Below are 25,813 nucleotides of genomic sequence, written 5' to 3'. Positions count from 1 at the left end.
AAGGTCCTTCGCAAGCTCAGGATGACAGGCGCTTTCGCGTTCACCACTTTATAAAACCACTACTCCCTATCTTACCTTTCATAAAACGGCCTCAGCAAACGCACCACGTCCAAGGCATCAGCCAGTGCCTCATGCGCCACGGTGTCATCCTCAAATTTTGCGCGGGCTTTGCAGGTTTGCATAGTGGGTAGGCGCGTGTCTTTGTGCCAGTTGAGGTAGAAGGCGGCCGGGTCGAGGGTAGCGGGTTCCGTGCGGACCAGCGTGCCGTAGCCGGGTAGGCGGCGCAGAAAGGGCACGTCAAATACCGCCACGTTCTTGCCAGCGATGGTGAACGTGACGCAGTTTTTCTTGTCGGTTTTGAAGCCTTGCACCAACAGGAACTCCCGTAGCTGCGGCAGCAGTTCGTCGGGTGTGCACAGCTCGCGGTTGGGTCCCTTGTTGGCCAGCTCTTCCAGCAGGCGTGCGTTCAGGGCCAGCGCCCCAGCCGAGCCCACGTATTCGGGGTGGCGCACCACGCGCCGGAAGCTGGGCAGTTCTGCCAAGGGTAGCGGGTGTTTGGAATCTTCCACCACGGCGGCCAGCTCCAAAATTTGGTGCCGCTCGAAGTTGCCGCCGGTGGTTTCGAGGTCGAGGGAGACGTAGCGCATGGTAGGCGCTTACGCAGCCCTACCCCTCTTGGGTGCGGCCGTCAATGATCGTTGCCCATCACCCCGGCCCGGATAGCCACTGACAACTGATTTTCGGCCGGCGGAATTGGGCAGGCGTAGCCAGTGCTGTACGCGCAGTAAGGATTATACGCTTTGTTGAAATCGAGTAGCACCTTTCCGGTTTTCACGTCGGCAAAGCGCAAATCGATGTACCGCCCGCCACCGTAGCTACCGAAGCCATTGGTGAGGTCCGTGAAAGGCACCATAAGGTAATCGGCATACGTTGGCATTTTCAGCAGGGCCAGGCTTTGGTACACCGAAAGCCGCTGTGGCTTGCCATGCAGCAGAAACCGCAGCTCCCCGTATTTTCGATACGGCCGCGGCTGATTTGTGCTGGTGCGTATCAAAAACGGTTGGGCCGTTGAGTCGCGCACAAAAGTAGCCGTTACCAGCAGGCTGTCGTTGACTGGAAAGAAAGGTAGCCCTTGAAAGGATTCCCGCGCCGCTGCCGGTAGCGGCGAGCGTTGCGGGTCGCGGTACTCGGCATTCAGCTCTTGCTGAAAAGCGGCTATAGTTTGCGCGTGCGTAAGTGGTTGCTGCCCCTCACTATGGCCCACGCTATGGAAGAATAGCATGAAGCTCAAAGCAGAAATAATTCGTAGCATCGATTGAATGAAGTTCGTTATTGAGACTGCAACATAACGAATCAGCGTAGTCATTTGCGCATGACGAAGCACCTGTTTCTGGGTTTCTCGCCAACTGCCACTGTCTACCTACGTACCTTTGCTTTACTATGACCGACACCGCCGCTCCCGCTAAAAAACTCTTCCTGCTCGACGCCTTTGCCCTGATTTATCGCGCCCACTTTGCCTTCAGCAAAAACCCACGCGTGAACTCCAAGGGCCTGAATACGGGTGCCATTCTGGGCTTCACCAACACCCTGGTGGAGGTGCTGCAAAAGGAGCGCCCTACCCACATTGGGGTAGCCTTCGACGCGGCCAAGAAGACCTTCCGGCATGAGCAGTTTGCCGACTACAAAGCCCAGCGCCAAGCCATGCCCGAAGACATTGGCCTGGCCATTCCCTACATCAAGCAGATTATCAAAGCCTTCCACATTCCCATTCTGATGGTGGAAGGGTTTGAGGCCGACGACGTGATTGGCACCCTGGCCCAACGCGCCGAGGCCCAGGGCTTTGGCGAGGTGTACATGATGACGCCCGATAAAGACTACTGCCAACTCGTAACGGAGTGCGTCAAAATTTATCGCCCTGCTTTTATGGGCAACGCCGCCGAGGTGCTCGACGTGGCCCACGTGCTGCAACGCTTCGAGATTGAGCGGGTAGAGCAGGTGATTGATATTCTGGGCTTGCAGGGCGACGCGTCGGACAATATTCCGGGTATTCCGGGCATTGGCGAGAAGACGGCCAAGAAGCTGGTGCAGGAGTTTGGCTCGGTGGAAAACCTGATTGCCAATGTGGATAAGCTCAAAGGCAAGCAGCAGGAAAACGTGCGCAACTTCGCCGAGCAGGGCTTGATGTCGAAGGAACTGGCCACCATCCACGTAAACGCGCCCATCGAGTTTGAGGCCGAAAAGCTGGTGCTGGACCAGCCCGACGAAGACGAGTTGCGCCGTTTGTTCGATGAGCTGGAGTTCCGGCAATTAGCCGCTCGTGTGCTAAGCGGCCCGGCTGCGCCTACCTCTACGCCTCCGCCCAGCCGCGTCGCTCGTCGCCCTTCTGTACCGGCCTCGCAACAATCGTTGTTTGATGGACCGGGCATCACAGCCAGTAGCGCCGAGTTAGCTGAGCTAGAACCTAACGGCCCGCGCCGCACGCTGGCCGACGTGCCCCACCACTACCACCTCATTGACACGCCTGAGGCGCGCCAATCCCTGCTCAAGCACTTGCTGAAGCAGAAAGAAGTGAGCTTCGACACTGAAACCACCGGCCTCGACACCATGACGGCGCGGTTGGTAGGGCTGTCGTTCTCCTGGCTTCCCGGCGAGGCCTACTATGTGCCCGTGCCCCAGGACGATGCGGACGCCGCGCAAGCCCTGGTAGATGAGTTTTGTCCGTTTTTCGAGGCCGAAAACATCCTGAAGATTGGTCAGAACATCAAGTATGACCTTACCATTCTCAAGCACTACGGTGTCGAGATTCGCGGGGAGCTGTTTGATACCATGCTGGCCCACTACCTGCTGGAGCCCGACATGCGCCACAACATGGACGTGCTGGCTGAAACCTACCTGCACTACACGCCCGTCAGCATCACGGAGTTGATTGGTCCCAAAGGCAAGAACCAAAAAACCATGGCCGATCTGCCACCCGCCGAGGTGTCGGACTACGCCTGCGAAGACGCCGACGTGACTTTGCAGCTCAAGCACGTATTCGAGCCCAAGCTGAAAGCCCTCAACCAGCTCGACTTGCTGAACGAGGTAGAAAACCCGCTGGTGCCCGTGCTGGCCGCCATCGAGTACGAGGGTGTAAAGATTGACTCTGTGGCGATGGGCGAGTATTCGGCCGAGCTGCAAGGCTATATCACGGAGCTGGAACAGCAGATTTTTGCCGCTGCTGGCGAGGAGTTTAACATTGGTTCGCCCAAGCAGTTGGGCGAGGTCTTGTTTGACCGCATGGGTTTGGGCGGTAATAAAATCAAGAAAACCAAAACCGGCCAATATGCCACCGGCGAGGAGATACTGAGTCAGCTAGCCTCCGAAGCGCCCATTGCCGGCCTCATTCTGGAGCACCGCCAGCTCACCAAGCTGCGTTCTACCTACGTGGAGGCCCTACCCCAGCTGGTCTGCGAGCTGGATGGGCGCGTGCACACATCCTTCAACCAGGCCGTGACGGCCACCGGCCGCCTGAGTAGCACCAACCCCAACCTGCAAAACATTCCCATCCGTACCGAGAAGGGTAGAGAAATCCGTAAGGCCTTCGTGCCACGCGACGCCGACCACGTGCTGCTCGCCGCCGACTACTCGCAGATTGAGTTACGCATCATGGCCGATTTTTCGGGCGATGCTACCATGATTGAAGCCTTCCGCCTGGGGCAGGATATCCATGCCAGCACCGCTAGTAAGGTATTTGGGGTAGGGCTGAACGAGGTAGATGGCGAAATGCGCCGCAAAGCCAAAACCGTCAATTTCGGTATCATCTACGGCATTTCGGCTTTCGGATTAGCCCAGCGCCTGAATATTTCGCGTAAGGAGGCCGTCGACATTATCGATGCGTACTTCCAAGAGTTTTCGGCCGTGAAGCAGTTCATGGACGACAGCATCAACAAAGCGCGCGAGCTGGAATACGCCGAAACCCTCCTCGGTCGCCGCCGCTACCTGCGCGACATCAATTCCCGTAATGCGACTCTGCGAGGTTACACCGAGCGTAATGCCATCAACGCCCCTATCCAAGGCACCGCGGCCGACATCATCAAGAAGGCCATGATTGACATTCACCACTGGATAGTGGACCAGAAGCTCGGCACGCGCATGATCCTGCAAGTGCACGACGAATTGGTTTTCGATGTACCAAAGGAGGAATTAGAATTGGTAACGCCAAAAATCAAAGAATTGATGGCCAATGCCTTGCTCCTACCCCACGGCGTGCCCTTAGAAGTGGAAGCCGGGACAGGTAGCAACTGGTTACAGGCGCACTAGATTAGCTTGTCATTCCGAGCGAAGCGAAGAGTCTGGGCAGTAATCGTCAGGCGTTTTCCTCCAATGCTTCGCTCCGCTCGGAATAACAATAAAAGCGCAACCCTGCGGTGACTTCGTGTGTTACTTTGCTATCATGCCCGAATCAACTTCTTCCTTCGATACAGTCGTTATAGGTGCCGGCCCGGTGGGCTTGGCTTGTGCCCTTGAAATCCAGCGTCGGGGCTTTACCGTGTGCGTGGTCGACAAGGGAGCACTCGTCAATTCCATAGTGGGCTACCCCAACCAGATGGAGTTTTTCTCTACTCCAGAGCTGCTAGAAATTGGGGGCTACCCCATGCCAACCAACCACTACAAACCGCTCCGCGAAGAGGCCCTCGACTATTACCGCCGGGTAGCGCAAGTGGAGAAGCTGCCCTTGCGGCTACACGAACGAGTGCTAGGGCTGGAAGGCGAGGAGAACCACTACGAGGTAGTGACTACCAAAGGCCGTATTGCTACCCGGTTTGTGGTAGTGGCTACAGGCTTCTTCGATGTGCCGGTGAAGATGAACGTGCCGGGCGAGGACTTGCCCAACGTGAGCCACTACTACAAGGAGCCCTACACGCACGTCGACCAGCAGGTGGTGGTGGTAGGGGCGCGAAATTCTTCGGCCAAAGCCGCGTTGCAGTTGCTGCGTGCTGGTGCGCACGTTACCATGGTGGTGCGTAGCGCTGAGCTGTCGCCCGCGGTGAAATACTGGATTCGGCCGGACTTGGAGAACCGTATCAAAGAAGGTCGTATTAAAGCGTACTTCAACGCAACCATTCAGGCGATTCGGCCAACTGAAATGGATATAGCCACCCCCGATGGCTTGCTTACGCTGCCCGTTGATTTCACCTACGCCCTTACCGGCTACCGTCCCGATTATTCGTTGCTAGACGCCTTAGGCATCACCTCTCAGGACGATGCAGCGCGTACGCCTACCCACGATCAGGAGACGTTTGAGACCAACCGGCCTGGCGTGTACATGGCAGGTACGGTGTGCGGCGGCCTAAATACCAGCCGCTGGTTTATTGAGAATGGCCGTTATCATGCGGCCGTTATTGCAGCCCACTTGGCCGGTGAGGCGGCACCAGCTACTCCACAGATTATTCAGCCGGTCCAGCTCTCGAAGTAGTATAAGATTTGAATAAAAAAGACCGGCCTCAAATCTCTGGGGCCGGTCTTTTTTATGGCTTTCTACGACTACTTAAGGAAACTTAACGCCCCGATAATCCAGCGGATTTAGCTGGGGAACGTTTGCATCGTACTTCGCGTTGATGGTTTTCACCATCTCATTGGCGATGATGGCGTATCCGCGGGGCGTTAGGTGCACGCCATCCAGCGAGAAAAGGTTGCCGCTGATGAAGCTAGTCGTATTTGTCACCCCATTCACCACAATGCCTCCGGCTGCTACCCTAGCAAAGAAAGCATTGACATCAAAAAATGCCAGATTCTTTTCGGTGGCTTTGGTTGCTATAGCGGTATTGAAGTCAGTAGTAGCTTTGCGAACCAGCCCTTGTTCTACATCATCCAGCACGAAGAGGCTAGGAATAGGATTGGCGGCGCTCGTACCAAACGTGGCCGTGGTATCGATACCATAGGCAGCCAGGAAGAGTGGAAAACCAGCAGCAGGCTGGCCACTCTGGCTATAAACAAAACGCCAGGCCCGCCCCGTACGCTGATTGATTAGAGGGATGTAGGGCGATGAGAGCAAGGTAAACAGTTGCCGTCCAGTGCCCGCACCATCCCGAATATCGGTGGTTGCAATCTGTTTGCGGTTAGAAGAGGTTGGACCTCCAAACGCCGATCCAGTCTGGATAACCAAGCCCGGCACTCCACGCGTTGTTAGGTTTGCCTTCAGCACTGGTCCCACTGTTGTGAAAAATGGCACGGTGGTCACGTCCGGAAGATTCATAACCAAGCCCTTTGCACCGTTAGCCGTTAGAGCGTTGATGATCTTGGTATTTTTATCCGTGAAATCAGCCAGTGGGGTGATGCTGCTAGCTGCGCCGCCCGCCGTAGCATAGCCTAGCACGTCGTTGTTGCCCAGCCAGTTGGTGAAGAAGGTAGGGTTAGAAGCTGCTACCCGCGCCAGGTATGTCTGTCCAGCTTGCGCATCGGGCGTAATCCGCTCAAAAAACGGATTGCCCTGTGTGCTACCATATCCGGCCGTCTCAATATCCGAAAGCCGGATACCGGGCACGCCTAGGTTATTAACTGGGTCAGTATACTTGGTATAGAGTGGTCGTGCGGGGGTAGCGCCGGCGCGCAGCGCCAAGTTCGTTGTGACATTGGCTGTCAGCGGATTACCGTCAGCGCCAAATCCCGCCAGCCGCAGGTAGCCCGAACCATTTTCCTGCCCGGCAGCAAACAACGGCTGCACAAAGTCGCCGCCGCCTACCGACCGGAACTGTTGGGCCAGCATAGAGGGGTAGGAATTCTGTTGACCTTCCAAGTACAAGCCCCCATCGCCATAACCTGCCGTGAGCGAGTTGCCTACGGCGATATAGCGGGAGAAATCGGCGGTACCAGCGCTGGATTTTACTTCATCTTCCAGATCGGGCTGACAGGCCGTGAGGCTGAGCCCCAGCAGCGCCAGAAACGGCACTACTTTGCGAAATGTAATCGTATACATGTGTTCAGAACGGGAGGTGGGAAATTAGAAAGCGTAGTTCAGGCCCAGGCCCGGAATCACAATATTGGTTTTGTAAGTACCTGCTACCCGGTCGGTGGTGCCGTTGTTGATCAGGTTGGCCTGGGTTTCGGTCCGCTTCTGAATGCGGATAAACTGCCCCGATAGGTCCAGGCTGAATTTGCCGAATGCGTAGGAAGCACCCACAGTACCGCTTATGCGGTCGTTGTCGGGCGTTTCGGGGGTTACGTAGCCGTCGGGCACGGGCGTCATGTCGTAGGAGCCGCCGGCGCGCACCGTCAGGCCGCTGGTGAGCTTGTACTGACCGCCCAGGCGGAACGTCAGGGCATCTTCGTAGTTGCGCTTGGAAACGCTGGTGTTCTGCCCGTTGATCGGCTGGTCGAAATCAAAACGCAACTCGCGGTATTTGCTCCACTGCACAAAGTTGACATCAAAGCCAATGGTCAGATTTTCGTTGGGCATCACGCCAATACCCACCGAGGTGGTAGCAGGCAGCGGCAGGGTAGCACCAAACTTGGTCGCCTGAAAGCGGCTCCGGAATGATTCCGGAATGTTGGTGAACGTCACGTCGCCGTCTTTGTCCACTACGGCGTCGATTTTGGAGCGGTGGCTGATGCCGATGCTCAACTTATCTGAAGGCTTGTAATAAATGCCGGCGTTGAAACCCAGCTTGGTTTTAGCCTTGCCATCCAGCTCGACGTGGCCGTAAGAATCGGGTAGGGCGATGTCGCGCTGAAGATTCACGGCGCCGTAGGCCAGCACCACCAGGCCAGCGCCTACGCTCAACTCGTCGGTAATGGCGTAGCTGAAGGTAGGCTGCACAAAAACGGATTTCAGGTCGATATCCGTCAGAGAAGTGCGGCCTTCCCAACCGTTGGCATAGCCCAGCTTGCTGCCAAAGGGCGTGTACACGGCAATACCTGCCCGGAATTTACCCTCGGCCGGTCCAAAGCTGGCGTACAGGCTGAAAGGCGTCACCACGCTATTGCGCAGCTCCCGCTGTATGTTGCTACCCTCCGCTACGAAGGCATTGCGGGCCAACGTCACGTTGCCGCCCAACTGTACGCCGCGCTCCCGCACCATGGCCAGTGCACCAGGATTATAGAACATAGCGGCCTGGTCCAGCGACAGGCCTACCCCTACGCCCCCCATGCCGTTGTTTTTAATGCCAGCCAGTGTAACCTGGTAGCCACCGGCCACAGCACTGCCCGTACCAGCAAGCAGCGCACCACTCACAAGGAGTAAAGATTTTAACTTCATACAGGAAATAAAAGGTGAGATTTTAGAAGGTAAGAACGGAAAATCGACGCAACTAAATGTAGAAAGAAAACCCGAATAAAGTATGCTTGCCGAGTAGTTTACGTTCGTCCGAAATCGTTTTCGTTGCTGGGCTGCAAAGCAACAAAAAGCCTACCGTTATTCCTTCGAATTATTGACCTTGCCCGTGCGTATATCCAGCACGTGGCCTTGCACCAGCAAATGCAGGTGTAGGCCCTGCACGCTCACGGGCTCGCCCTGCCCAATGCGGCCCAGGTTATGGCTGTGCAGCTGCCGGCCATCCAGCACCACCACCTGCCCGTAGCCGAACACTTCGGCCTGCTGCCCACCCCGAATAATCACACCCGTTTCCTCGCTCAAGCCCAGGCCCAGGCAATTGGCGTGCGTGAGTAGGGCATGCGCCAAGCGCCCAAACCGCGCCCGCTCCACAAAGTGCTGATCAATAAGCAAGGATGGTAGCAGTCCCAGCCCTGGCAACACCTGAATGCCGCCCTTGCGCAGCGCCCGCCACCCCTGACCGTCTACCAGCATGTAGGCGGTTAGGGCCGCCGCGCCGGCACTGGTTCCGGCTACTAAGAACGCGGCATCGGTCTGGAAGCGGTGACGCAGCACCCGCAGAAATTCCGTATCAGCCAGAAAATCGGTGATGCGCTCCTGGTCGCCGCCCGTGAAGAACACCAGCGCGGCCTGGTGCAGGCGGCGCAGGGTAGCGGGATGGTCGGCGGGGTGGTGCTCGTCGATGGCCAAATGGCGGACCTGCTGGCAGCCCAAGTCGCGCAGCGCTTGCTGGTAGGCGGTGGCCGTGGCTGCTACCTCGCGCGAGGCCGTGGTAATGATTTCAACGGGTAGCTCTGGCAAAGGCAACAAAGCACACAGCCGGGCCAGGAGGGCATCATCATCGCCCCCACCAAAGGCGACGAGGGTTCCGAGCGGAAAGTCAGAGGGAAGCATTCAGGGCAGATAGGAAAAGCCCAAAAATAGTGGGCAACAACATGAGGGAAGCGCTTAGCCAAACAGCGAAAAACGTGGTAAACCAACCCGAATTCGTCTGGCAAGCTCCCGGCAAGTACGCTAAGCACAAGCCGAAGGACGCGCTATTCATAAAAAAATCGACACTAGCTGCGGCAAACGCAACAGTTAACCGGCCGTATTCTTCTACTTTTGCGCGTTCAATTGTACCAAACGTCGTTGCCTAGCGAAAAACGCCTCCCTCTAGTTATTGTATGAATCAGCACCCGACCACCGAGTTCATCACGTCCCTGATTCAGGAGGGCGAGTTTTTTAAACTCAAGGAAGCATTAAAGAAGTTTGAACCGGGCGAGGTAGTAGAGCTGATTGAAGAGGAAGAAGAGCGCGAACAGCTAATTATCTTCCGCCTTCTGCCGTTGGAACTGGCCACGCAGGTGTTCGAGTATCTCGACCTGGATATTCAGCGGCACTTTTTAGCTAACCTGGCGCAGGATAAGATTACGGACATCCTCAACGAGATGTCGCCCGATGACCGCACAGCCCTGCTAGAGTTCCTACCCGACGAGTTGGTGCGGGAGCTGATTCAGACGCTCTCGGAGCCGGAGCGCAAGGTGACGCTGGAGCTGCTCGGCTACCCCGAGTACTCGGTGGGCCGCCTAATGACGCCCGACTATATTGCTATCCGCGAGAACTGGACCGTGCAGCAGGTGCTCGATTACATTCGCCGCCACGGTGGGCAGTCGGAAACGCTGAGCGTGCTGTACGTGACCGACAGCCGTGGCCGCCTCATCGACGATATTCGCATCCGGGAGTTTCTCCTGGCCGACCCGCAAACCCGTGTGAACGAGTTGATGGACAACCGTTTCGTGCACCTGCAAACCATGCAGGACCAGGAAGAGGCCATCGAGGTGTTTCGGCGCAACGACCGGGTGGCCCTACCCGTGGTGAACAGTGACGGCATCCTATATGGCATCGTGACTATCGATGATATTCTGGACATTCGGGAAGAGGAAGACACCGAGGATATCCAGAAGCTGGGTGGTTCGGAAGCCTTGGATGAGCCCTACCTCACTATTTCGCTCCCTAAGATGATTCAGAAGCGGGCCGGCTGGCTGGTAGTGCTGTTTCTGGGTGAGATGCTGACGGCCACGGCTATGGGCTTTTTTGAAGGCGAGATTGAGAAGGCGGTGGTGCTGGCGCTGTTTGTGCCGCTCATTATTTCCAGCGGTGGCAATGCCGGCTCGCAGGCTACCTCGCTTATCATCCGGGCCATGTCGCTGGGCGAGCTGACGGTGGGCGAATGGTGGAAGGTGATGCGCCGGGAACTGCTGTCGGGCGCATTGCTGGGCGGTATTCTGGGCGCAGTAGGCTTTCTGCGCATCTTAGTGTGGCAGCAAACCGGCTTTTATGACTATGGTCCGCACTGGTTCCTGGTAGGCTGCACGGTAGGGCTGTCGTTGGTGGGCATTGTGCTGTGGGGGTCGTTGTCGGGCTCCATGCTGCCGCTGCTGCTCAAGAAGCTGGGCTTCGACCCGGCCACGTCGTCGGCGCCGTTTGTGGCCACGTTGGTAGACGTAACAGGGCTGATTATCTACTTCTCGGTAGCCACGCTGTTCCTGAGCGGAACCTTGTTGTAAGGCAGTAGGAGCGGCTTGCAGCCGCTCCTCGTTGAAAGACCATGCGCTGCAAGGATTCCCTACCTTGCCGTACTATGCGTATACCTCTGTCAATCTGCATTTTGCTGTTAACAGGCTGCCACCCTTCCGACACGCCTACCCACAACGCGCAGGAAACTGGCTGGTATCCTATCCTCACCCAAAACCGCCGCTTTGTGTACGCGGCCCGTTGGTATGCGCCGGGCGCCACCACAGCCACATTGGATACGGTGGTGCTGACGGCGCTGGGAAAACCGTGGGCTTCGGATTCTACTCAGACAGCATATGAGTGGTCATTTCGGCTTAAACTGGATACTACATTAACTACCGCACAGAGTGTAGTAGCAGGTGCTCTCGATAAACCCAACAAATTCTGGTTGCACCCGCCGCGCCGCAGTTACTACAATATCACAGAACTCAATCCATTCCCTGATATTGAGCTTCCAGCCAAAATAGGCAGAACGTGGAAAGTAAAAAATTTCTATGCACCGGATTACGCCTCCAATCCAGCATGGGCTACTTGGGAAGGTACTTTATATCTTCAGCAGCAATGGAAAATCACTGACTCACTGGATCTGCCTACCCCACTCGGCCGCCTACCTTGCCACCGCGTGCTAGCTACTAGCAACTGCAAGCTAGGTACTACCGCGCTGGAGTCATACTTCAACCCTACCTACGGTTTCGTGCGCCTGCACTACCGCAACATCGACCGCAGCCGGTTAGAGCTGGAATTGGTATCAGTAACATCGCGGCCCACGCTGGATAAGGCTATGTTTTCGCGCTACTTATGAGGAGTTGCGGGTGCCCTGTCGGCTAGGCTGGATATATAATCCATTTGCTACAGATGCACGTGTAGAGCCGCATACTTGCGTCTTGTCGGCCGCGCCATGTGCACGAAATTGCTCAACGACAAGACGCAAGTATGCGGCTCTACACGTGCATCTGTAGCGCAAATAGCTTCTTAGTCGCAGGAGGTAGGCGCGTTTCGCTTACCTTTCTTGTACGCTACCAAAGCACGCAACCCCCTACCTATTACTCTTTTGCCAAGCGGTAAAATTTTTCTTTTGCCGCAGGCAACCATTTCGGGCGCGTGGCCGAGTAGGCGAGTATAAACCTGGTAACCGTGGCGCAGCTCGACCCTGAACCTCAGATGCTCTTGGCTCTCCTGGCTGGCTGCCGCCGTGCCGATCGGGAATGCCAGCACCAGCTGTACCTGCGGTACTACAGCTACTGCATGAGCATTGCGCTGCGCTACACCCGCACCCGCGACGAAGCCATGGAAGCCGTGAACGATGGCTTCATGAAGGTTTTTCAGGACATCGGGCGCTTCGACCCGGCCTTGCACGAGCTGGCGGGCTCGTTTCGGGGCTGGCTGCGCAAGGTGATGGTGCACACAGCCATCGACCACTACCGGCGCACGGCAAAGCACACGCACACCCAGGAGCTGGACACGGTGGCCTACGCCCTACCCGACGATAGTAGCAACGCCCTCGACCAGCTCTCCTACCAGGATTTGCTGGCCCTTATTTGCCAACTCTCGCCGGCTTATCGCACGGTGTTCAACCTCTACGTCATCGACGGCTTCTCGCACGAAGAAATTGCTGGTCAGCTGGGCATCTCGGTAGGGGCTTCCAAGTCCAATCTGTCGAAAGCACGGGCACATTTAAAGCATTTTTTACAACCTAGTACTTCTCATGTCTACGCCGGACGACCTATCGGACAATGAACTCGACGCGCTTTTCCAGCGCAGCGCGGCGTCCTATCCGGAGCTAGACGGGCAGGAGGGCTGGCAACGCATGGCTGCACGCCTCGACACGGAAACGCACTTCCAGCGCGAGCGAACCAGCATCATGCGCCTGTTTGGCGCCGAAACGCTTTCGTTGCTGATCTTGCTGCTAGGTGGCTTTTATATGGTAGACGCTTTTTCAGGTAGCAACGACCCGCGCACTACTGCTACCCCAGCGGCTTCCAGCATCAATACTTCTAAACGCAAACACACTACTGCCTCCCGCTCCTCCAATGCTGCTCTCCCTACCTCCTCCGCTAATACGGCAGCTTCGGTCACTGCTGTACCGCTTGTAGCACCTACCACGCCCGCCCCCTTGCCTGTCGCCGCTGCTCCTACCCTAGCAGAGCCAACTACCTCTATACCAGCAGGACAGTCAGGCAGCGCAGCCGGCGTGGTTATCCCGCCCCGCCAGCAGCGAGTCCTATCTCTTGTAGCGAATCGCAAGAAGTATAAACGCATTGCTTCGGCCGCACTGCTTCACAACGTGCACCCGCAGTTGGTTGCCACTAATTCTGCTCCCCACGCGCCGGACGCAACAAGCCAGCCTGAGGCTTTTACGCCAGCGGCCGAAGCACCTACCCCTTCTTCGGTTGCCGCAGCCGCGGCCCCGAGTTCCACACCCGCACCTACGGCAGCAGGACCCGACTCGCTGGTGGCGCCTGCAACGCCGTTGGCTGTTGCGGAGGCTGACTCGGTAGCTACCCCAACGCAGCCCGAAAAGCCTAGCAAGCCATCCTACCGCTTTGGTGTAGGCTTGATGTATGCGCCCGAGGTGAGCACCGTGCGGTTTGCCCAAGCCACACGGCCAGGCAGCAACGTAGGCATGCTGCTGGAATACAGGGCCACGGCCCGCTGGCGCATTACCACGGGCCTGATTCGCTCGGTGAAACTGTACGAAGCCCGCGGCTCGGACTACCACGCTCCCGCCGGCTTCTGGACCACCCGCTACGACATCGACGAAGTGTACGCCAACTGCCGCATCCTGGACATTCCCGTGAATGTGCGCTTTGATGCCCTGGTGCGGCCGCGCTACTCCGTATTTGCCAGCGCTGGCCTTTCTACCCTGCTCATGCGGCGCGAAACCTACGATTACGACTACTACCTACAAGGCCAGAGTGTCAGCCGTGAGTGGACGCTGAAGAATGGCTCCAACCATCCCTTTAGCGTGCTGAACCTGTCGGCGGGGTATGAGCGCACCTTTGGCGGCCGATGGTCGGGCCAGGCCGAGCCATTTGTGAAGCTGCCGCTGGGTGGCGTGGGCTTTGGCAAAGTGAAGCTCAGCAGCGCCGGCGTTTTTTTCTCGCTCAAATACCAATTGCTTCCCACAGCCACGCAACCCGTGCGCTAAGGTTCTTTCCCCTGCTTCTTCGGCCTACCCAAGGCTCCTGCTCCGGTGCGCGCACTGCCCCGGCCGAGCCTCTGCGTGCCTACTTTTTTACGCTCACATACGCTATTTCTCTCTTCACCAATCACTTAAACAATCATCACCATGAAAAACGTAGCCGTATTTTCTTCCGTACGCCGCCTGCTGGGGGTAGTGTACCTGCTGTTGCTCACCAGCTTGCTCGTAGGTGCCGTGAGCTGCGGCAAGGACGACAACACGCCCCCCGACCTCGACGCCCAAGCCACCGTGAAGCTGGCCACTACCCCTACCCTGGGCAGCTTTCTGGTCGATAAGCAAGGCAACACGCTCTACTACTTCACCCGCGACGTAGACGGCGCCAACGTGTGTACCGGCGGCTGCGCGGCAGTGTGGCCCATTTTTTACGAGGCCGATCTGAAGGTAGGCAACGGCCTAAACGCCACCGACTTCACCACCAAGAATACAGCCGGCGGTCAGCCCCAGACCTATTACAAGGGGTGGCCTTTGTACTACTACGCGCCGGCCGTAAACGGGCAAAACGTGCGCGAGCAACCCGGTGCCACCACTGGCGAAGGGGTAGGCAATGTGTGGTTTGTGGTGAAGCCCGACTACTCCCTGATGCTGGCTACCAAATCCGTTACTAACAAATCCACAGGGCAGGCGGCTACTGCCAACTTCCTGATTGACGCACAGGGCCGCACGCTCTACTTATTCGGGAAAGATGCGCGGCTACCCAACTCCATGACTACCAACTGCCAGGATGGTTGCCTGTCGGCGTGGCCAGCCTTTTATACGGCTGCCACTACCCTACCCTCTACTCTGAAAAGTAGCGACTTCAGCGTGCTGAACCGCAGCACCGGGCAGCAACTGCTCTACAAAGGCCGGCCCCTCTACGTCTACAGCGGCGACAACGGTGCCCGCGGCCACGCCGACGGCCACGGCCTGCGCAACGGCGACGACACCTGGACCGTGGCGAATCCCTAATCAGTGCCTCCCCTTACTATGCGCCATATGCTACGCTATCTGTCCTACCTCCTGAGCGGCTTGCTGCTGGCAAGCTGCGTGTACGACCACGCCGACGAGCCGGTAGCGCCCACCCCTCCTACCTGCGACACCGCTACCGCCACCTACGCCTTGTTCGTGTCGCCGCTGCTGGATCAGCGGTGCCGCTCCTGCCACAATGCCCAGTTTCCGCAGGGCGGCGCCAACCTCACCGATCTGGCTCAGGTGCAGCGCTATGCCCGCAACGGCACCTTGCTGGGCGTGGTCAGCCACGCGGCGGGCTACCCGGCTATGCCCAAGAATGGCTCCAAGCTGTCGGATTGCGAAATCACTCGCCTGAAAAAGTGGATCGACGACGGCGCGCCCAACAATTAATTCTCACCCTCACTGCTTGTCTGCTATGAATGTGTTGCTGATGCTCTTGGTGGCGCTGCCGGCCTGGCTAGTGGCGCCCCTGAAATACACCACGCGTACTGCTTCTATTTCTTTTTTCTCCAGCACGCCACTTGAAGACATCGACGCCCACAACCGCCAGGCGGGCGCCGCCTTCGATGTCGCTACCGGGCAGTTGGCTTTCACGGCTGCCATGAAGGATTTTCAGTTTAAGCGCAGCCTGATGCAGGAGCACTTCAACGAAAACTACGTGGAATCGGAGCGCTACCCAAAGGCCACGTTTGCAGGCCGCGTGCTGAACTACACGCCGGAGCTGCTGCAACAGGCCGGCCCGCAAACCGTGCAGGTAGAAGGTGACCTAGCCCTACACGGCGTAACGCGCCGCGTGCGAATACCCGGCACGCTAGAGCTGCGCGGCACGCAGCTGCTCATGCAGTCGAAATTCACCGTGGCCCCTGCCGATTTCAAGATTGAAATACCAGCCCTAGTGCGCGCCCACATTGCCAAAACCGTGGAGGTGACGGTGGAAGCCGCCTGTGTACCTGCTACTTAAAAATCCGCTTCAACAGCTCGTCCTGCTGAGCGCAGCCGACACCTCTCGCCCATGCCTTTTGAGGTACTAAAGCGGTAGAGGTGCTCGGCTCCGCGTAGCAGGGCGGCCTGCTTGGAGTGTTCCTGACGCTTACTTCCTATTACTATATGACCAGACCCTTTCTCTTCTTCCGATACATTGTGCTGCTACTCTTGCTGACAGGCGCCACCCGCGCCCACTGCCAAGACGATTTGCTGAGCTCTCTGGAAAAGCAAACCAACGACAGCCTGCGCCCTACCTACACCACGGCCACCTTCAAGGGCACGCGCGTCATCAACGGGCAGTCGGTGGAGACGCCGGGGGCGCATACGCTGCTGTTTCTGATTTCGCACCGATTTGGGCAGCTCAACAGCGGCGCGTACAATTTCTTTGGCCTCGACCAGGCCACCATCCGGCTGGGGCTGGAGTACGGCCTCACCGACCGGTTGGCCGTGGGGGTAGGGCGCAGCTCGCTGGAAAAAACCTTCGATGGCTTTCTGAAATATAAGCTGCTGCGGCAGGGTAGCGGCCCGGGGGCCATGCCCCTCTCGGCTACCCTGCTGGCTACCTCAGCCCTTTCTACCCTGAAGTTTGGCGATGAGCGAACCGGCGTGCGTCGCCTCACCTATACCTACCAGGTGCTGCTGGCCCGTAAAATAAGCCCTAGCCTCTCGGTGCAGCTAATGCCGACGCTTATCCACCGCAACTACGTAGCCACCAGCGAAGATCAGAACGACGTGTATGCTGTGGGCGTGGCGGCCCGGCAGAAGCTCACCAAGCGCTTCGCCCTCACGGGCGAGTACTACTACCTGCTGCCCGGCGCCACCGCCGACCAGTTTCGCAATTCCATAGCCCTGGGTTTTGATATTGAAACTGGTGGGCACGTGTTTCAGCTGCACGTCACCAACTCGCAGGGCATGATTGAGAAGTTCTTCATTCCCCAAACCACCGGCCGCTGGTGGCAGGGTGACTTGTACTTCGGCTTCAACGTGTCGAGGGCGTTTACGCTAGGCGGACGGTAACTCGCCCCAACCTGCCGGCTACCGGATCGTAGCAAGGGAGCTGTACCCTACCTTCCCTACTTCCTTATGCCTACTGCCTTTATTCGGTTAGCTATTTGCGCTGGTGCCTGTGTGGCGCTGCTGGGGCTTGGCGGGTGTGCGGCCGTAGGGCGCTTGGCGCAGCTCGACGACGGCTGGTATCACGTAGAGCACCTGGGCGGCAACGACTCGCTGGCAACCCAGCTGCGGCAGGCCACGCGCTACCGCGTGTACGTACAGCAACGCACCGATACGCTGCTGCTCTCGCCCTATACCGACCAGCCCCAACCCACCACCTACACGTACGAGCTGCAAAGCAACCACCACGCCCTGCTTTCCAGCCGCTCCTTCGATGTGGATGTGTTTACCTTGCCCGTGAAGGCCCGGCCGCCCCGCGAGGGGGTACCGGTGCAGCTTAATACTACGTTCAGCGCCGCCGTGTACCTAGGGCGCCGCCTCGACTACTACTACCTACACAAGCACACGCTGGCTCCCTGGCAACACGAGCCGCGCATTCGGGCTACCGGGCTGGGCTACGGGGTATTCTTCGGTATGGGCTCTACCAACGTAACAAACGATGTGACGCGTCAGCACGCCGGCCCCGAGTACGAGGGGTTCGTATTGCACGCCGGCATGGCTACTATCTACGATGCGCGCATTTTCAACGTGGGCCTAGCAGTGGGTTTCGATAACCTGCTAGGCCCCGACCGTGCGTACTGGATTTACCAACGGCGGCCCTGGTTTGGTCTGTTGTTCGGTTTGGATTTGAATTAACAGTAATTTATTTACTAATATATTTAGCAATAATTAACGCCAACCTTCTTTATCCTATTTTCGTTAGCAGCATATATCTTCTAAATGCTGAACTCATGAAAATTCCTGTTGAAAAAGGCCAAGACAAAGGCTTCCTGCCCGATGGCCGTTATACTGTTGAAATCACCGACATTGAAGAAGGCACCAGTGAGCACCAGAACGTGCCCTACTTTGCCGCCCGCCTGGAAAATGAGCAGGGCTTCGTTACCCAGCGCTTCTACACCTCGCCGGCCGGCATGCCCATTTTGCTGAGCTTCTGCGAGGCAGCTGGCGTGCATCCCGAAGAAGGCAAGGACATCGATACCAAACAACTGATCGGTAAAAAGCTGTCAGTAGAGGTATCCGACCACTCCTACGCCGACCCCGCTACCGGCAACGAGCGCACCATTAAGCAGGCTACCGGTTTCCGGACGACCTAAGCTGCTCCTCAACTCAACCCACAAAAGCCAACAGCTGCCTCAGAAATCGAGGCGGCGGTTGGCTTTTTTGTCGCTGTGGCGTTTCTTCTCTTCTAGCCGTTTGCGCACGGCACCCGCACTGGGGCGCGAGGCTTTGCGAGCTTTGGGCTGCTGCAAATTTTCCTTGAGCAACGCGTAGAACTTACGCAGCGCGTGTTCCTTGTTGCGCAGTTGGCTGCGGTCTTCCTGAGCTACCACTAACAGGTAGCCATCGGTGGTGATGCGGCTGGCCAGCTTTTCCTGCAAGCGCAGCTTCTGCTCATCGGTGAGCAGGTGCGAGGTAGCTAGGTGAAACCGCAGTTCCACCCGCGACTCTACCTTATTCACATTCTGGCCGCCTGGGCCACTGCTACGGCTGGTTTGTACCTGAAGCTCGGGCCAGAAATAGTCGGCGGGGGGTAGGGCCATAACAGGAAAACGGTGAGATGAGGGTAGGGAATGAGGTTAGAGTTCTAAAGCAGCGTTTACGCAAAAATACCCTGCCAGCTACAAGCCAGCAGGGTATTTTTGTAATGAGATTTAGCGGAATGCTAGCGTGTGGCTGCGGCAGGCACTTTGCGTACCAACCCGGTGATACCGCCACGTTGCAGGCGCTTGCGTACGGCATCGGCAGTAGCCCAGTCAGCAAACCCGCCTACCACTACCCGGTTGAGCGAGCGGCTGGCTACCGTTTCGGTGGCTACCGTTACGGAGAGTTGCTGATCTACGGCCAGAATTTTGGCTTGCATAGCGGCCGCGTTGCGGGCATCACCAAATGTGCCGGCTTGCACCACGTAAGTAGGATTCAGCACAACTGGGGCGGCGGCGGCGGGCACCTCTACGGCTACCTCCGTCGTTTCCAGAGGCGTGCCCAAGGCCAGCGCCTCATCTTCTACCAGGGCGGCTAGGTCGGCGGGGGCAGCAATAGGGCCCAGAGGAGTAGTTTCGGGTACTACCTCAGCTACCACATCAGCCGAGCCATCAGCGACGATGCCCAGTGGGCGGGCTGCTATTTCGGAAAGGTCTAGGATGCGGGCGTGGCGAAATGGGCCGCGGTCAGCTACGCGCACCACCACGGCCTTGCCGTTATCGGGGTTCGTCACGCGCAAACGGGTGCCGAAGGGTAGGGTTTTGTGGGCGCAGGTGTATTTATGACGGTCGAACCGTTCGCCGCTGCTGGTGCGGCGTCCTTGGTGCTCACGGCCATACCAGGAAGCGCGGCCCCGCAGCACAGCGGTGCGGTGAGAGGTAGCAGTCAGAGCTTTTTCGTCGTCGCTGAGGCGGGCGGCTCGGGTGGTCTGTGGCAGCGCCAAAAGCACGGCAAAAAGCACTGCGATGAGAGAACCAGAAACACGCTGTCGGAGAGGCAACTTCATTCAAACACGAATTGGTGAATCCGACAAATCTAGAGGCCCACAACTAAACCGGTCCTGCATCGTCCTATTTTCGCACCTACAAGCTTTCTATATAATTGTACTTTTTATATAAAATTTGCATTAAAATAATTTGATGTTTGCATAGTTAAACCAAGGTTAAATCATCATTTGTGTTTAGTTAAGACTACTTTTGCCGTATTATAGGACAAAACAAAGACAAGGGCAGAAATAAGATTATCCGGCCTCTAAAAAAATTATGTCCTTCGCCTGATTCCTCCCGTATAGCCTAGGTTGGAAAAGTCCGAATTATTCCGTATGACCTGTAGTACGGTAAACTACTGCATCTTCTCTTTTACGCTATGGATTTTGGTCGCCTTTCTGATCTGCGCTACGTCGATTTTTCGTTGCCTTCCGACCACCCTGCTACAGCCACTGTGCTGGCCCGCGCCGCGGCTACCCCATCGGCGCCCGCCGTGTATGTGGGTTGCCCCATCTGGACCAACAAAGCGTGGCTGGGCTCCTACTTCCCAGCTGGCATCAAAGACGCGGATTACCTACACTACTACGCCCGGCAGTTCAACAGCATCGAGCTAAACACCACGCACTACCGCATTCCCGACGCGCCCACCGTGCGGCGCTGGCGCGACGCGGTGCCGCCAAGTTTCCGCTTCTGCCCCAAGCTGCCCCAAAGTATCAGCCACGACCGCGCCTTATATAACGCCGACGACCTCACGCTGTCGTTTTGCCGCAGCATAGGCGAACTGGGCGAACGGCTGGGGCGGGCGTTTCTGCAACTGCCGCCCCACTTCGGCCCCGAGCACCTACCTCGCTTAGAGCGCTACTTGCTCGATTTTCCGGCGGAAATCCCGTTGGCTGTAGAACTGCGTCATCCCGCGTGGTTTGCCAATGCCGAGCTGTTTGCCACCGTATCGGCCATGCTGGAGGCGCTGGATAAAACATTGGTGCTAAGCGATGTGGCTGGCCGCCGCGACGTACTGCACATGCGCCTGACCACGCCTACCGCCTTCATCCGCTTCAACGGCCACGGCCTGGTGCCCAGCGACTACCAGCGCGCCGACGCTTGGGCCGAGCGCCTGGCCGCGTGGCTCGGCGCCGGCCTGCAAACGGCCTACGTGTTCATCCACCAGAAAGACATCATGCATTCTCCGCTCTGGACGCAGCATTTTCTGCAGCGCTTGCAGCAGCTCACAAGCATAGCCGTAGAGCCGCCCCGCGTGATTCCGCAGCCGGTACAGGGGAGTTTGTTTTAGGAAACGGTGCAAAACCCTGACGGGGCTTGAAGCCCCGTCAGGGTTTTGTAAGAAAGCAACCTCTAGCTAATGCGCTAAGCTAAGGCGAATGTTCAGCTCTGCTATAGGACTCAGCGGACGTTTTATCTCTCCCGTATTCGTAGCATTGTTGTAGATGTATTTCTGATGGTTTCCTACACCTAGGCCTACGTTACCATCAAATAGTCCCCAGTTGCCTATCCGGCGCTGCATACCCCATAGTACTGTCACACCTGAATAGTCGTACCCATACTGACGCCGCATATCTGTCGCATAGTATGGCTTGTAGCTATACCAATCATTGCTGAGTTGCAAAGCCAAATAGTTACCTATAAACGGGCCGTGTGCACGGCCGCGCTGCTCTCGCTTTATCTGATTGTAGTAATAACGCGCTCCAAGGTCTGTGTTGATCCGTGCTAATTGTACAAATGATCTATCATTCGTTCGATAACGGCCACCCGTTTGTAGCATTGGTGATATATTACCGTAGACAGAAAACTTCGGCGTAAGCTGGCGCTCTACACCGAGCGTAATCGGCAGCAGCAAACCGGAATAGCTTCCATATCCCGAATCGCGGGTTAAACCCGTCCCTAGCTTGAATAGCGTATTGGGTAACCATGTGGTGGATGGGGTAGACGTAGCGGCCGCCGGGTTGTCAATCTCTTTCTCGGTTTGCCCAAACGAAATGCTCGGTAGTAGCAGAACGGCTGCAACGGCCGACACTAGAATTGCTTTCATGATACACTATGTAGAATAAATGGAAAGGCATCGATAAGTAGCAGAGCATCAAGAATACGAATAGGTTGGCTGGGGTCCTAAAAAAAATTCAACTCGGCTGATACGAAAATCCGTACTTGTGCGTGATACACTGTCTACGCCACTCTTTATGCTTTTCTCCCGCGCTACCCAGCTCCTACTGGGCGTTGCCTTTTGCAGCTTCGCGCTGCCTACCCGTGCTCAGCTAATTGACCCTACCCCCACCGATGAATTGCACTGCCTGATGCAGCCCCTCGACCCCGCACGCCGGGCCGGGCAGGCCAGTTTGGTGATAGAAGGTGAAGTACTCAACTCGAAGGGCTTTTGGGATGCAGCCCACCAGCACATCTATACATCTCACCGGGTACGGGTGTATCAGGTATTCAAAGGCACGGCGGCCACCGAAATTACCGTCGTGACGGAAGGCGGCACCGTTGATTTGGACCAGCAGCACCTAACCAACACCTTGACGCTCAGCGCTGGCCAGCAGGGTGTGTTGTTCTTGTACCCAGCGCCGTTTGCGGGGCTGGATGCCGTTGGGGGAGCAGCTTGGGCGGCGTATGGCAGCGAGCAGGGCTTCATTCAATACGACCTAGCCACGGCCACGGCTAAGGAATCGTTTCGCTCCTACCCTACCCTCGGCGATACATTCTACGCTTCCCTGACCAACCTCACGGGTCAGGCGCGGCGCGTGGTGCAGGCCAACCCGGCCCTGACTACCGCCCAACGACGTGCGGGCACCGCAGCCCGCGGACAAGCGCCGGTGATTGCGGCGCTGTCTCCACTGACGACCACCGCCGGCACCGAGTCAGTGCTGACGATTACGGGCACGGGCTTTGGTGCTACGCGGGGCACGGGCTTCGTGGAGTTTCGGAATGCTGATGATGGCGGCGCTACCTTCACACGGCCACTGGATACAGATTACGTTTCCTGGACGAACACAAGCATTCAGGTGCGGGTACCATCGTATAGTGCCGATGCCCACCCGGCCGGCACCGGCCAAGTGCGTGTGACTAGCAGCGACCAAGTGACTGCTACCAGCGCCCAAGTGCTTACGGTGGTATACGCCATCAGCAACGTGCAGGAAACCACTGGCAAGCTCACCTACCGCCCTGGCCACATCAACCAAAATGACAACGGCGGCTACACATTTCGTTTCGATCAGAACTTTGCGGCCAATGCGGCTGCGTCGGCGGCCTGGCAACGGGCGCTGGAAAACTGGCGTTGCTCCTCGGGCATCAACTGGCAGGTAGGCGATACCCGCACCACCAATGGCGTGGCCGACGACGGACAAAACTCCGTGGGCTTCGACCAGACCAGCGGCTCTACTGCCGGCGCTACCCTACCCGTCAACGTGCTGGGGCGCACCACCAGCTACTATAGCGGCTGCCGTAACGCCAATGGCAGTATTGTGTTTTACGTGCGCGAGATTGATATGCTGTTTTCCAGTGCGGCGGCCTGGCAGTTTGGCCCTAGCGCACCCGCGCCTCAACAGCTTGACTTTGAAACGGTAGCCGTGCACGAACTAGGGCACGCCCAGCAGCTTTCTCACCTGATTCGGCCTTCTGCCGTGATGCACTACGCCGTATCGCGCGGGCAGGTGAGCCGCACTCTCAGCCCCGTTAGCGACATTGCCGGCGGGCGCTTGTTGCTGCGTACGCGCAGCTTCCCGGCCGCCAGCTGCGATGAGCCAGCCATGCTACCCGCACCGCTCACCCGGTTTACCGCCAATGGCCCCATCCTCACCTGGACCACTCGCGACGAGTGCTTTATACAGGAGTTTATAGTGGAGCGTACCAGCGCAGATACCACTGCCCGCAACTGGCAAACTCTGGCTACCATAGCTGCTGGCGCCACCGGCAACAACTATGGCTATGCCGATGCGCAAGCGCCTACCAGCAGCTTGCTCTACTACCGCCTGCGCATACGCCGCCCCGATGGCTCACTGGACACCACCACACCCATTGCCACCACTTCCGACGCCTCATCCCTCACGGGCCTGGCGCTCTACCCCAACCCGCTGAGCAACGGCCCCTTACAATTTCAATACAACACTGGCGCTGCCACCACCTTACGGCTATACATCTACGATGCCCTTGGCCGGTACATCCAGGGTAGGGCTATTTCGCTGCAAACCGGCCTCAACTTATTTACCCTGAATGCAGATGGTCTGCACCCCGGCTGGTACGCCGTGCGCTGGACCGATGAAACCGGCCACAAAGGCACCGTGCGCTTTATTCGGCTGTAAGTGAGTTGCCAGTAAGCGCAAAGCGTCTGTCATCCTGAGCTTGCGAAGGACCTTATCACGTCAGCACGATTCTCGTCACAACGACTCGTTCTACCATGAAAAGGTCCTTCGCAAGCTCAGGATGACAGACGCTTTTCTGCTTACTGGCAACCTAACAACATCTTATTTTTCCAGCAACATAGCCCCGTAGGAATAGCCACCGCCGAATACGGTGATGACTACCCTGTCGCCTTGTTGGAGGTTGGGCCAGGTATCGGCTAGGCCGATGGCGGCGCCGGCGCAGCCCGTGTTGCCCAGGAACTGAATATTGGATACGGCCCGGTCTTCGGGTAGGCCTAGCTGTTCTACCACATTGCGCGTGATGCGCAGGTTGGCCTGGTGCGGAATCAAGTAGCGCACGTCGCTAACGTTCAGGGTATTGCGCTCCAGCAACTGCGTGGTTACACGGGCCATGTATTGGCAGGCATGAATAAACACGTCTTTGCCGAAGGGCATCACAATGCCTTTCTCCACCGGCTTCAACGTGACGGCAGTGCTGGCTTTGCCACGGGTAGCGGCGCCACCGGTCATCACGTCCACAATACGAATATCATCTGGGCTCAGGCGCTCTTTGCTGATGAGTAGGGTAGCGGCCCCATCGCCCCAGAGGTGGCCAGCCATGGTGTCCTGCTCGTTGTTGTAGGCCGTGTTGTGTTCCGACACTACTACAATGGCGCGTGTGGCTTTGCCCATGGCAAAATAGCCTTCTACAATTTCCACCGCATTCAGCAGGGAAGAGCAAGCCGAGGAAATACTTACCGTCGGGATATCATCGACGCCCACGGCTATTTGCACGGCGTGCGCTACCGTGAAAATGGTGTCGTGGGGCGTGTAGGTGGCGCCCACAATAAGATCGAGACCGGCCGCAAAGTCCGGCGCGGCAGCCAGGGCACGCTCGGTGGCCTCTACGGCCATGGTATTGGTATTTTCGCCGGGAGCCGCTTTGCGTCGCTCCCGAATGCCAGTGCGCTCAATAATCCACTCGTCCGACAGCCCGTTGAGTTGAGTGAAATGCTCGTTGGTTACTACTTGCGTCGGTAGATAGGTGGCTACCTGATGAATATACACGGGAAAGGAACTAGGGAAAGCAAGAAAAAAAGAAGGGGCCACACATCAAATCAGACCCAGGGCATCGTTTTGCCGAAGCGGCCCGTACTTTGTAGGCTCCGCCCCAACAAACGCCACTCCCTAGGCTGAGTTCACGCTTTGCCGTTACAAGATTATGACTTTTCCCGCTTTCCCCCCACGTATTGCCCTAATTCTATTCATGCTACTGCTGGGCGCGGCGCCAGCGGCACGGGCGCAGAAATACCGCACAGCGGCCGGCGTGCGTTTGGGAGCCGGCAACTACGGCCTCACCCTACAACAGAAAATCTTTGAAAAAACAACTCTGGAAGGACTTGGTTTGGTAGGCAACCGTGAGGTGAGTGCCGCGCTACTGGCTGAGCGTCACTTCGGTATCCTGGGACCTAGCCTCAACTATTATCTGGGCGCGGGTGGCCACGTAGGCAACCACAAAGACGACGGGGCCTTTGGCGGCGTGGATGTTATTGTGGGCTTGGAATACAAATTGCCCATTACCCGGCTGGTTTTGTCCGCCGATTTCAAGCCCAGCGTGGAGTTCGGCTCCTCCGACTGGGCCCACTTTCCCACAGCTATTTCAGTCCGCTACATTTTGGTGAAGGAAAAGAAAACCGGCTTCCTCAACAATGTTTTCGGCGGAGATAAAGACAAGAAAAAGTCGAGAAGCCGGGAGAAAAGCGGCACCCGCCGCGGCCTGTTCGATTTTTAACGAGCGTGACCCTACCCCCGGCTCCTTCCC

Annotated in this window: 24 protein-coding genes; 15 read left to right on the top strand and 9 right to left on the bottom strand. The window is 57.3% G+C overall.

Annotated elements, in window-relative coordinates; genetic code table 11:
* Positions 1-71 precede the first annotated feature (71 nt).
* Together KYK14_RS15990 and KYK14_RS15985 are read right to left on the bottom strand one after the other, a co-directional pair.
* Complete coding sequence (locus KYK14_RS15990; protein WP_219160220.1) at positions 72-647, bottom strand: 3'-5' exonuclease; 576 nt, start codon at positions 645-647, stop codon at positions 72-74.
* A 41-nt stretch (positions 648-688) separates the two neighbouring features.
* On the bottom strand, positions 689-1,282 hold the full coding sequence (locus tag KYK14_RS15985; protein ID WP_219160218.1) for a DUF1684 domain-containing protein: 594 nt from the start codon (positions 1,280-1,282) through the stop codon (positions 689-691).
* A 158-nt stretch (positions 1,283-1,440) separates the two neighbouring features.
* Here KYK14_RS15985 and polA point away from each other — a divergent pair, with 158 nt between their 5' ends.
* Positions 1,441-4,299 (top strand): DNA polymerase I, encoded by a 2,859-nt coding sequence (gene polA / locus KYK14_RS15980; protein ID WP_219160216.1) that lies wholly within the window; start codon positions 1,441-1,443, stop codon positions 4,297-4,299.
* Between the two features lie 133 nt (positions 4,300-4,432).
* Positions 4,433-5,455, top strand: coding sequence for a YpdA family putative bacillithiol disulfide reductase (locus KYK14_RS15975; protein WP_219160214.1), 1,023 nt, complete (start codon positions 4,433-4,435; stop codon positions 5,453-5,455).
* A gap of 72 nt (positions 5,456-5,527) precedes the next feature.
* Here the strand turns inward: KYK14_RS15975 and KYK14_RS15970 are convergent, their stop codons facing one another.
* The 3 genes from KYK14_RS15970 to KYK14_RS15960 all read right to left on the bottom strand — a co-directional run bounded on the left by KYK14_RS15970 (position 5,528) and on the right by KYK14_RS15960 (position 9,202).
* Positions 5,528-6,955, bottom strand: a complete 1,428-nt coding sequence (locus KYK14_RS15970; protein WP_219160212.1) for an SGNH/GDSL hydrolase family protein — start codon at positions 6,953-6,955, stop codon at positions 5,528-5,530.
* Between the two features lie 24 nt (positions 6,956-6,979).
* Complete coding sequence (locus tag KYK14_RS15965) at positions 6,980-8,233, bottom strand: OmpP1/FadL family transporter (protein WP_219160210.1); 1,254 nt, start codon at positions 8,231-8,233, stop codon at positions 6,980-6,982.
* Between the two features lie 156 nt (positions 8,234-8,389).
* A complete protein-coding gene (locus tag KYK14_RS15960; RefSeq protein ID WP_219160208.1) occupies positions 8,390-9,202 on the bottom strand; it encodes a cyanophycinase in 813 nt (270 codons plus the stop codon).
* Positions 9,203-9,474: 272 nt separating this feature from the next.
* Between KYK14_RS15960 and mgtE the strand changes: the two genes are divergently transcribed.
* The 10 genes from mgtE (at position 9,475) to KYK14_RS15910 (ending at position 18,265) form a co-directional block, all read left to right on the top strand.
* Positions 9,475-10,857 (top strand): magnesium transporter, encoded by a 1,383-nt coding sequence (gene mgtE / locus KYK14_RS15955; RefSeq protein WP_219160206.1) that lies wholly within the window; start codon positions 9,475-9,477, stop codon positions 10,855-10,857.
* 74 nt (positions 10,858-10,931) lie between these two features.
* Positions 10,932-11,666 carry a hypothetical protein gene (locus tag KYK14_RS15950; RefSeq protein ID WP_219160203.1) on the top strand — a complete coding sequence of 245 codons (735 nt, stop codon included), beginning with the start codon at positions 10,932-10,934 and terminating at the stop codon, positions 11,664-11,666.
* Between the two features lie 359 nt (positions 11,667-12,025).
* Entirely contained in the window at positions 12,026-12,601 is a 576-nt protein-coding gene (locus tag KYK14_RS15945) for an RNA polymerase sigma factor (protein ID WP_219160201.1), read from the top strand.
* On the top strand, positions 12,570-14,012 hold the full coding sequence (locus tag KYK14_RS15940) for a hypothetical protein (protein ID WP_219160199.1): 1,443 nt from the start codon (positions 12,570-12,572) through the stop codon (positions 14,010-14,012). The genes KYK14_RS15945 and KYK14_RS15940 overlap by 32 nt, the downstream gene beginning before the upstream one ends.
* Positions 14,013-14,153: 141 nt before the next feature.
* Entirely contained in the window at positions 14,154-15,011 is an 858-nt protein-coding gene (locus KYK14_RS15935) for a hypothetical protein (protein ID WP_208307574.1), read from the top strand.
* Positions 15,012-15,038: 27 nt separating this feature from the next.
* Positions 15,039-15,404, top strand: coding sequence for a c-type cytochrome (locus KYK14_RS15930; RefSeq protein WP_208307575.1), 366 nt, complete (start codon positions 15,039-15,041; stop codon positions 15,402-15,404).
* A 25-nt stretch (positions 15,405-15,429) separates the two neighbouring features.
* A complete protein-coding gene (locus KYK14_RS15925) occupies positions 15,430-15,975 on the top strand; it encodes a YceI family protein (RefSeq protein ID WP_219160221.1) in 546 nt (181 codons plus the stop codon).
* Between the two features lie 146 nt (positions 15,976-16,121).
* Positions 16,122-17,015 carry a DUF5777 family beta-barrel protein gene (locus KYK14_RS15920; protein ID WP_219160197.1) on the top strand — a complete coding sequence of 298 codons (894 nt, stop codon included), beginning with the start codon at positions 16,122-16,124 and terminating at the stop codon, positions 17,013-17,015.
* 66 nt (positions 17,016-17,081) lie between these two features.
* Complete coding sequence (locus tag KYK14_RS15915; RefSeq protein ID WP_219160195.1) at positions 17,082-17,807, top strand: hypothetical protein; 726 nt, start codon at positions 17,082-17,084, stop codon at positions 17,805-17,807.
* A 95-nt stretch (positions 17,808-17,902) separates the two neighbouring features.
* Positions 17,903-18,265 carry a hypothetical protein gene (locus KYK14_RS15910; RefSeq protein ID WP_219160193.1) on the top strand — a complete coding sequence of 121 codons (363 nt, stop codon included), beginning with the start codon at positions 17,903-17,905 and terminating at the stop codon, positions 18,263-18,265.
* Positions 18,266-18,304: 39 nt separating this feature from the next.
* Here the strand turns inward: KYK14_RS15910 and arfB are convergent, their stop codons facing one another.
* Together arfB and KYK14_RS15900 are read right to left on the bottom strand one after the other, a co-directional pair.
* Complete coding sequence (gene arfB / locus KYK14_RS15905) at positions 18,305-18,712, bottom strand: alternative ribosome rescue aminoacyl-tRNA hydrolase ArfB (RefSeq protein WP_185282187.1); 408 nt, start codon at positions 18,710-18,712, stop codon at positions 18,305-18,307.
* A 122-nt stretch (positions 18,713-18,834) separates the two neighbouring features.
* Positions 18,835-19,659, bottom strand: a complete 825-nt coding sequence (locus tag KYK14_RS15900) for a septal ring lytic transglycosylase RlpA family protein (RefSeq protein WP_219160191.1) — start codon at positions 19,657-19,659, stop codon at positions 18,835-18,837.
* Between the two features lie 359 nt (positions 19,660-20,018).
* Between KYK14_RS15900 and KYK14_RS15895 the strand changes: the two genes are divergently transcribed.
* Positions 20,019-20,930 carry a DUF72 domain-containing protein gene (locus KYK14_RS15895; RefSeq protein ID WP_219160189.1) on the top strand — a complete coding sequence of 304 codons (912 nt, stop codon included), beginning with the start codon at positions 20,019-20,021 and terminating at the stop codon, positions 20,928-20,930.
* A 66-nt stretch (positions 20,931-20,996) separates the two neighbouring features.
* On the opposite strand, the gene KYK14_RS15890 is transcribed toward KYK14_RS15895, so the two are convergent.
* The gene (locus KYK14_RS15890) at positions 20,997-21,686 is read right to left on the bottom strand and encodes a hypothetical protein (RefSeq protein WP_219160187.1); all 690 of its coding nucleotides are present in this window, start codon (positions 21,684-21,686) and stop codon (positions 20,997-20,999) included.
* Between the two features lie 148 nt (positions 21,687-21,834).
* Between KYK14_RS15890 and KYK14_RS15885 the strand changes: the two genes are divergently transcribed.
* Entirely contained in the window at positions 21,835-23,952 is a 2,118-nt protein-coding gene (locus tag KYK14_RS15885; RefSeq protein WP_219160185.1) for a T9SS type A sorting domain-containing protein, read from the top strand.
* Between the two features lie 162 nt (positions 23,953-24,114).
* On the opposite strand, the gene KYK14_RS15880 is transcribed toward KYK14_RS15885, so the two are convergent.
* On the bottom strand, positions 24,115-25,059 hold the full coding sequence (locus KYK14_RS15880; protein WP_185282182.1) for a 3-oxoacyl-ACP synthase III family protein: 945 nt from the start codon (positions 25,057-25,059) through the stop codon (positions 24,115-24,117).
* A 154-nt stretch (positions 25,060-25,213) separates the two neighbouring features.
* Between KYK14_RS15880 and KYK14_RS15875 the strand changes: the two genes are divergently transcribed.
* A complete protein-coding gene (locus tag KYK14_RS15875; protein ID WP_219160183.1) occupies positions 25,214-25,783 on the top strand; it encodes a hypothetical protein in 570 nt (189 codons plus the stop codon).
* Positions 25,784-25,813 lie beyond the last annotated feature (30 nt).

Source organism: Hymenobacter profundi (assembly GCF_019334315.1).
Taxonomy (GTDB): Bacteria; Bacteroidota; Bacteroidia; order Cytophagales; family Hymenobacteraceae; genus Hymenobacter; species Hymenobacter profundi.
Note: the sequence above shows the minus strand (reverse complement) of the source record. Positions and strands in the feature narration are given on the sequence as shown.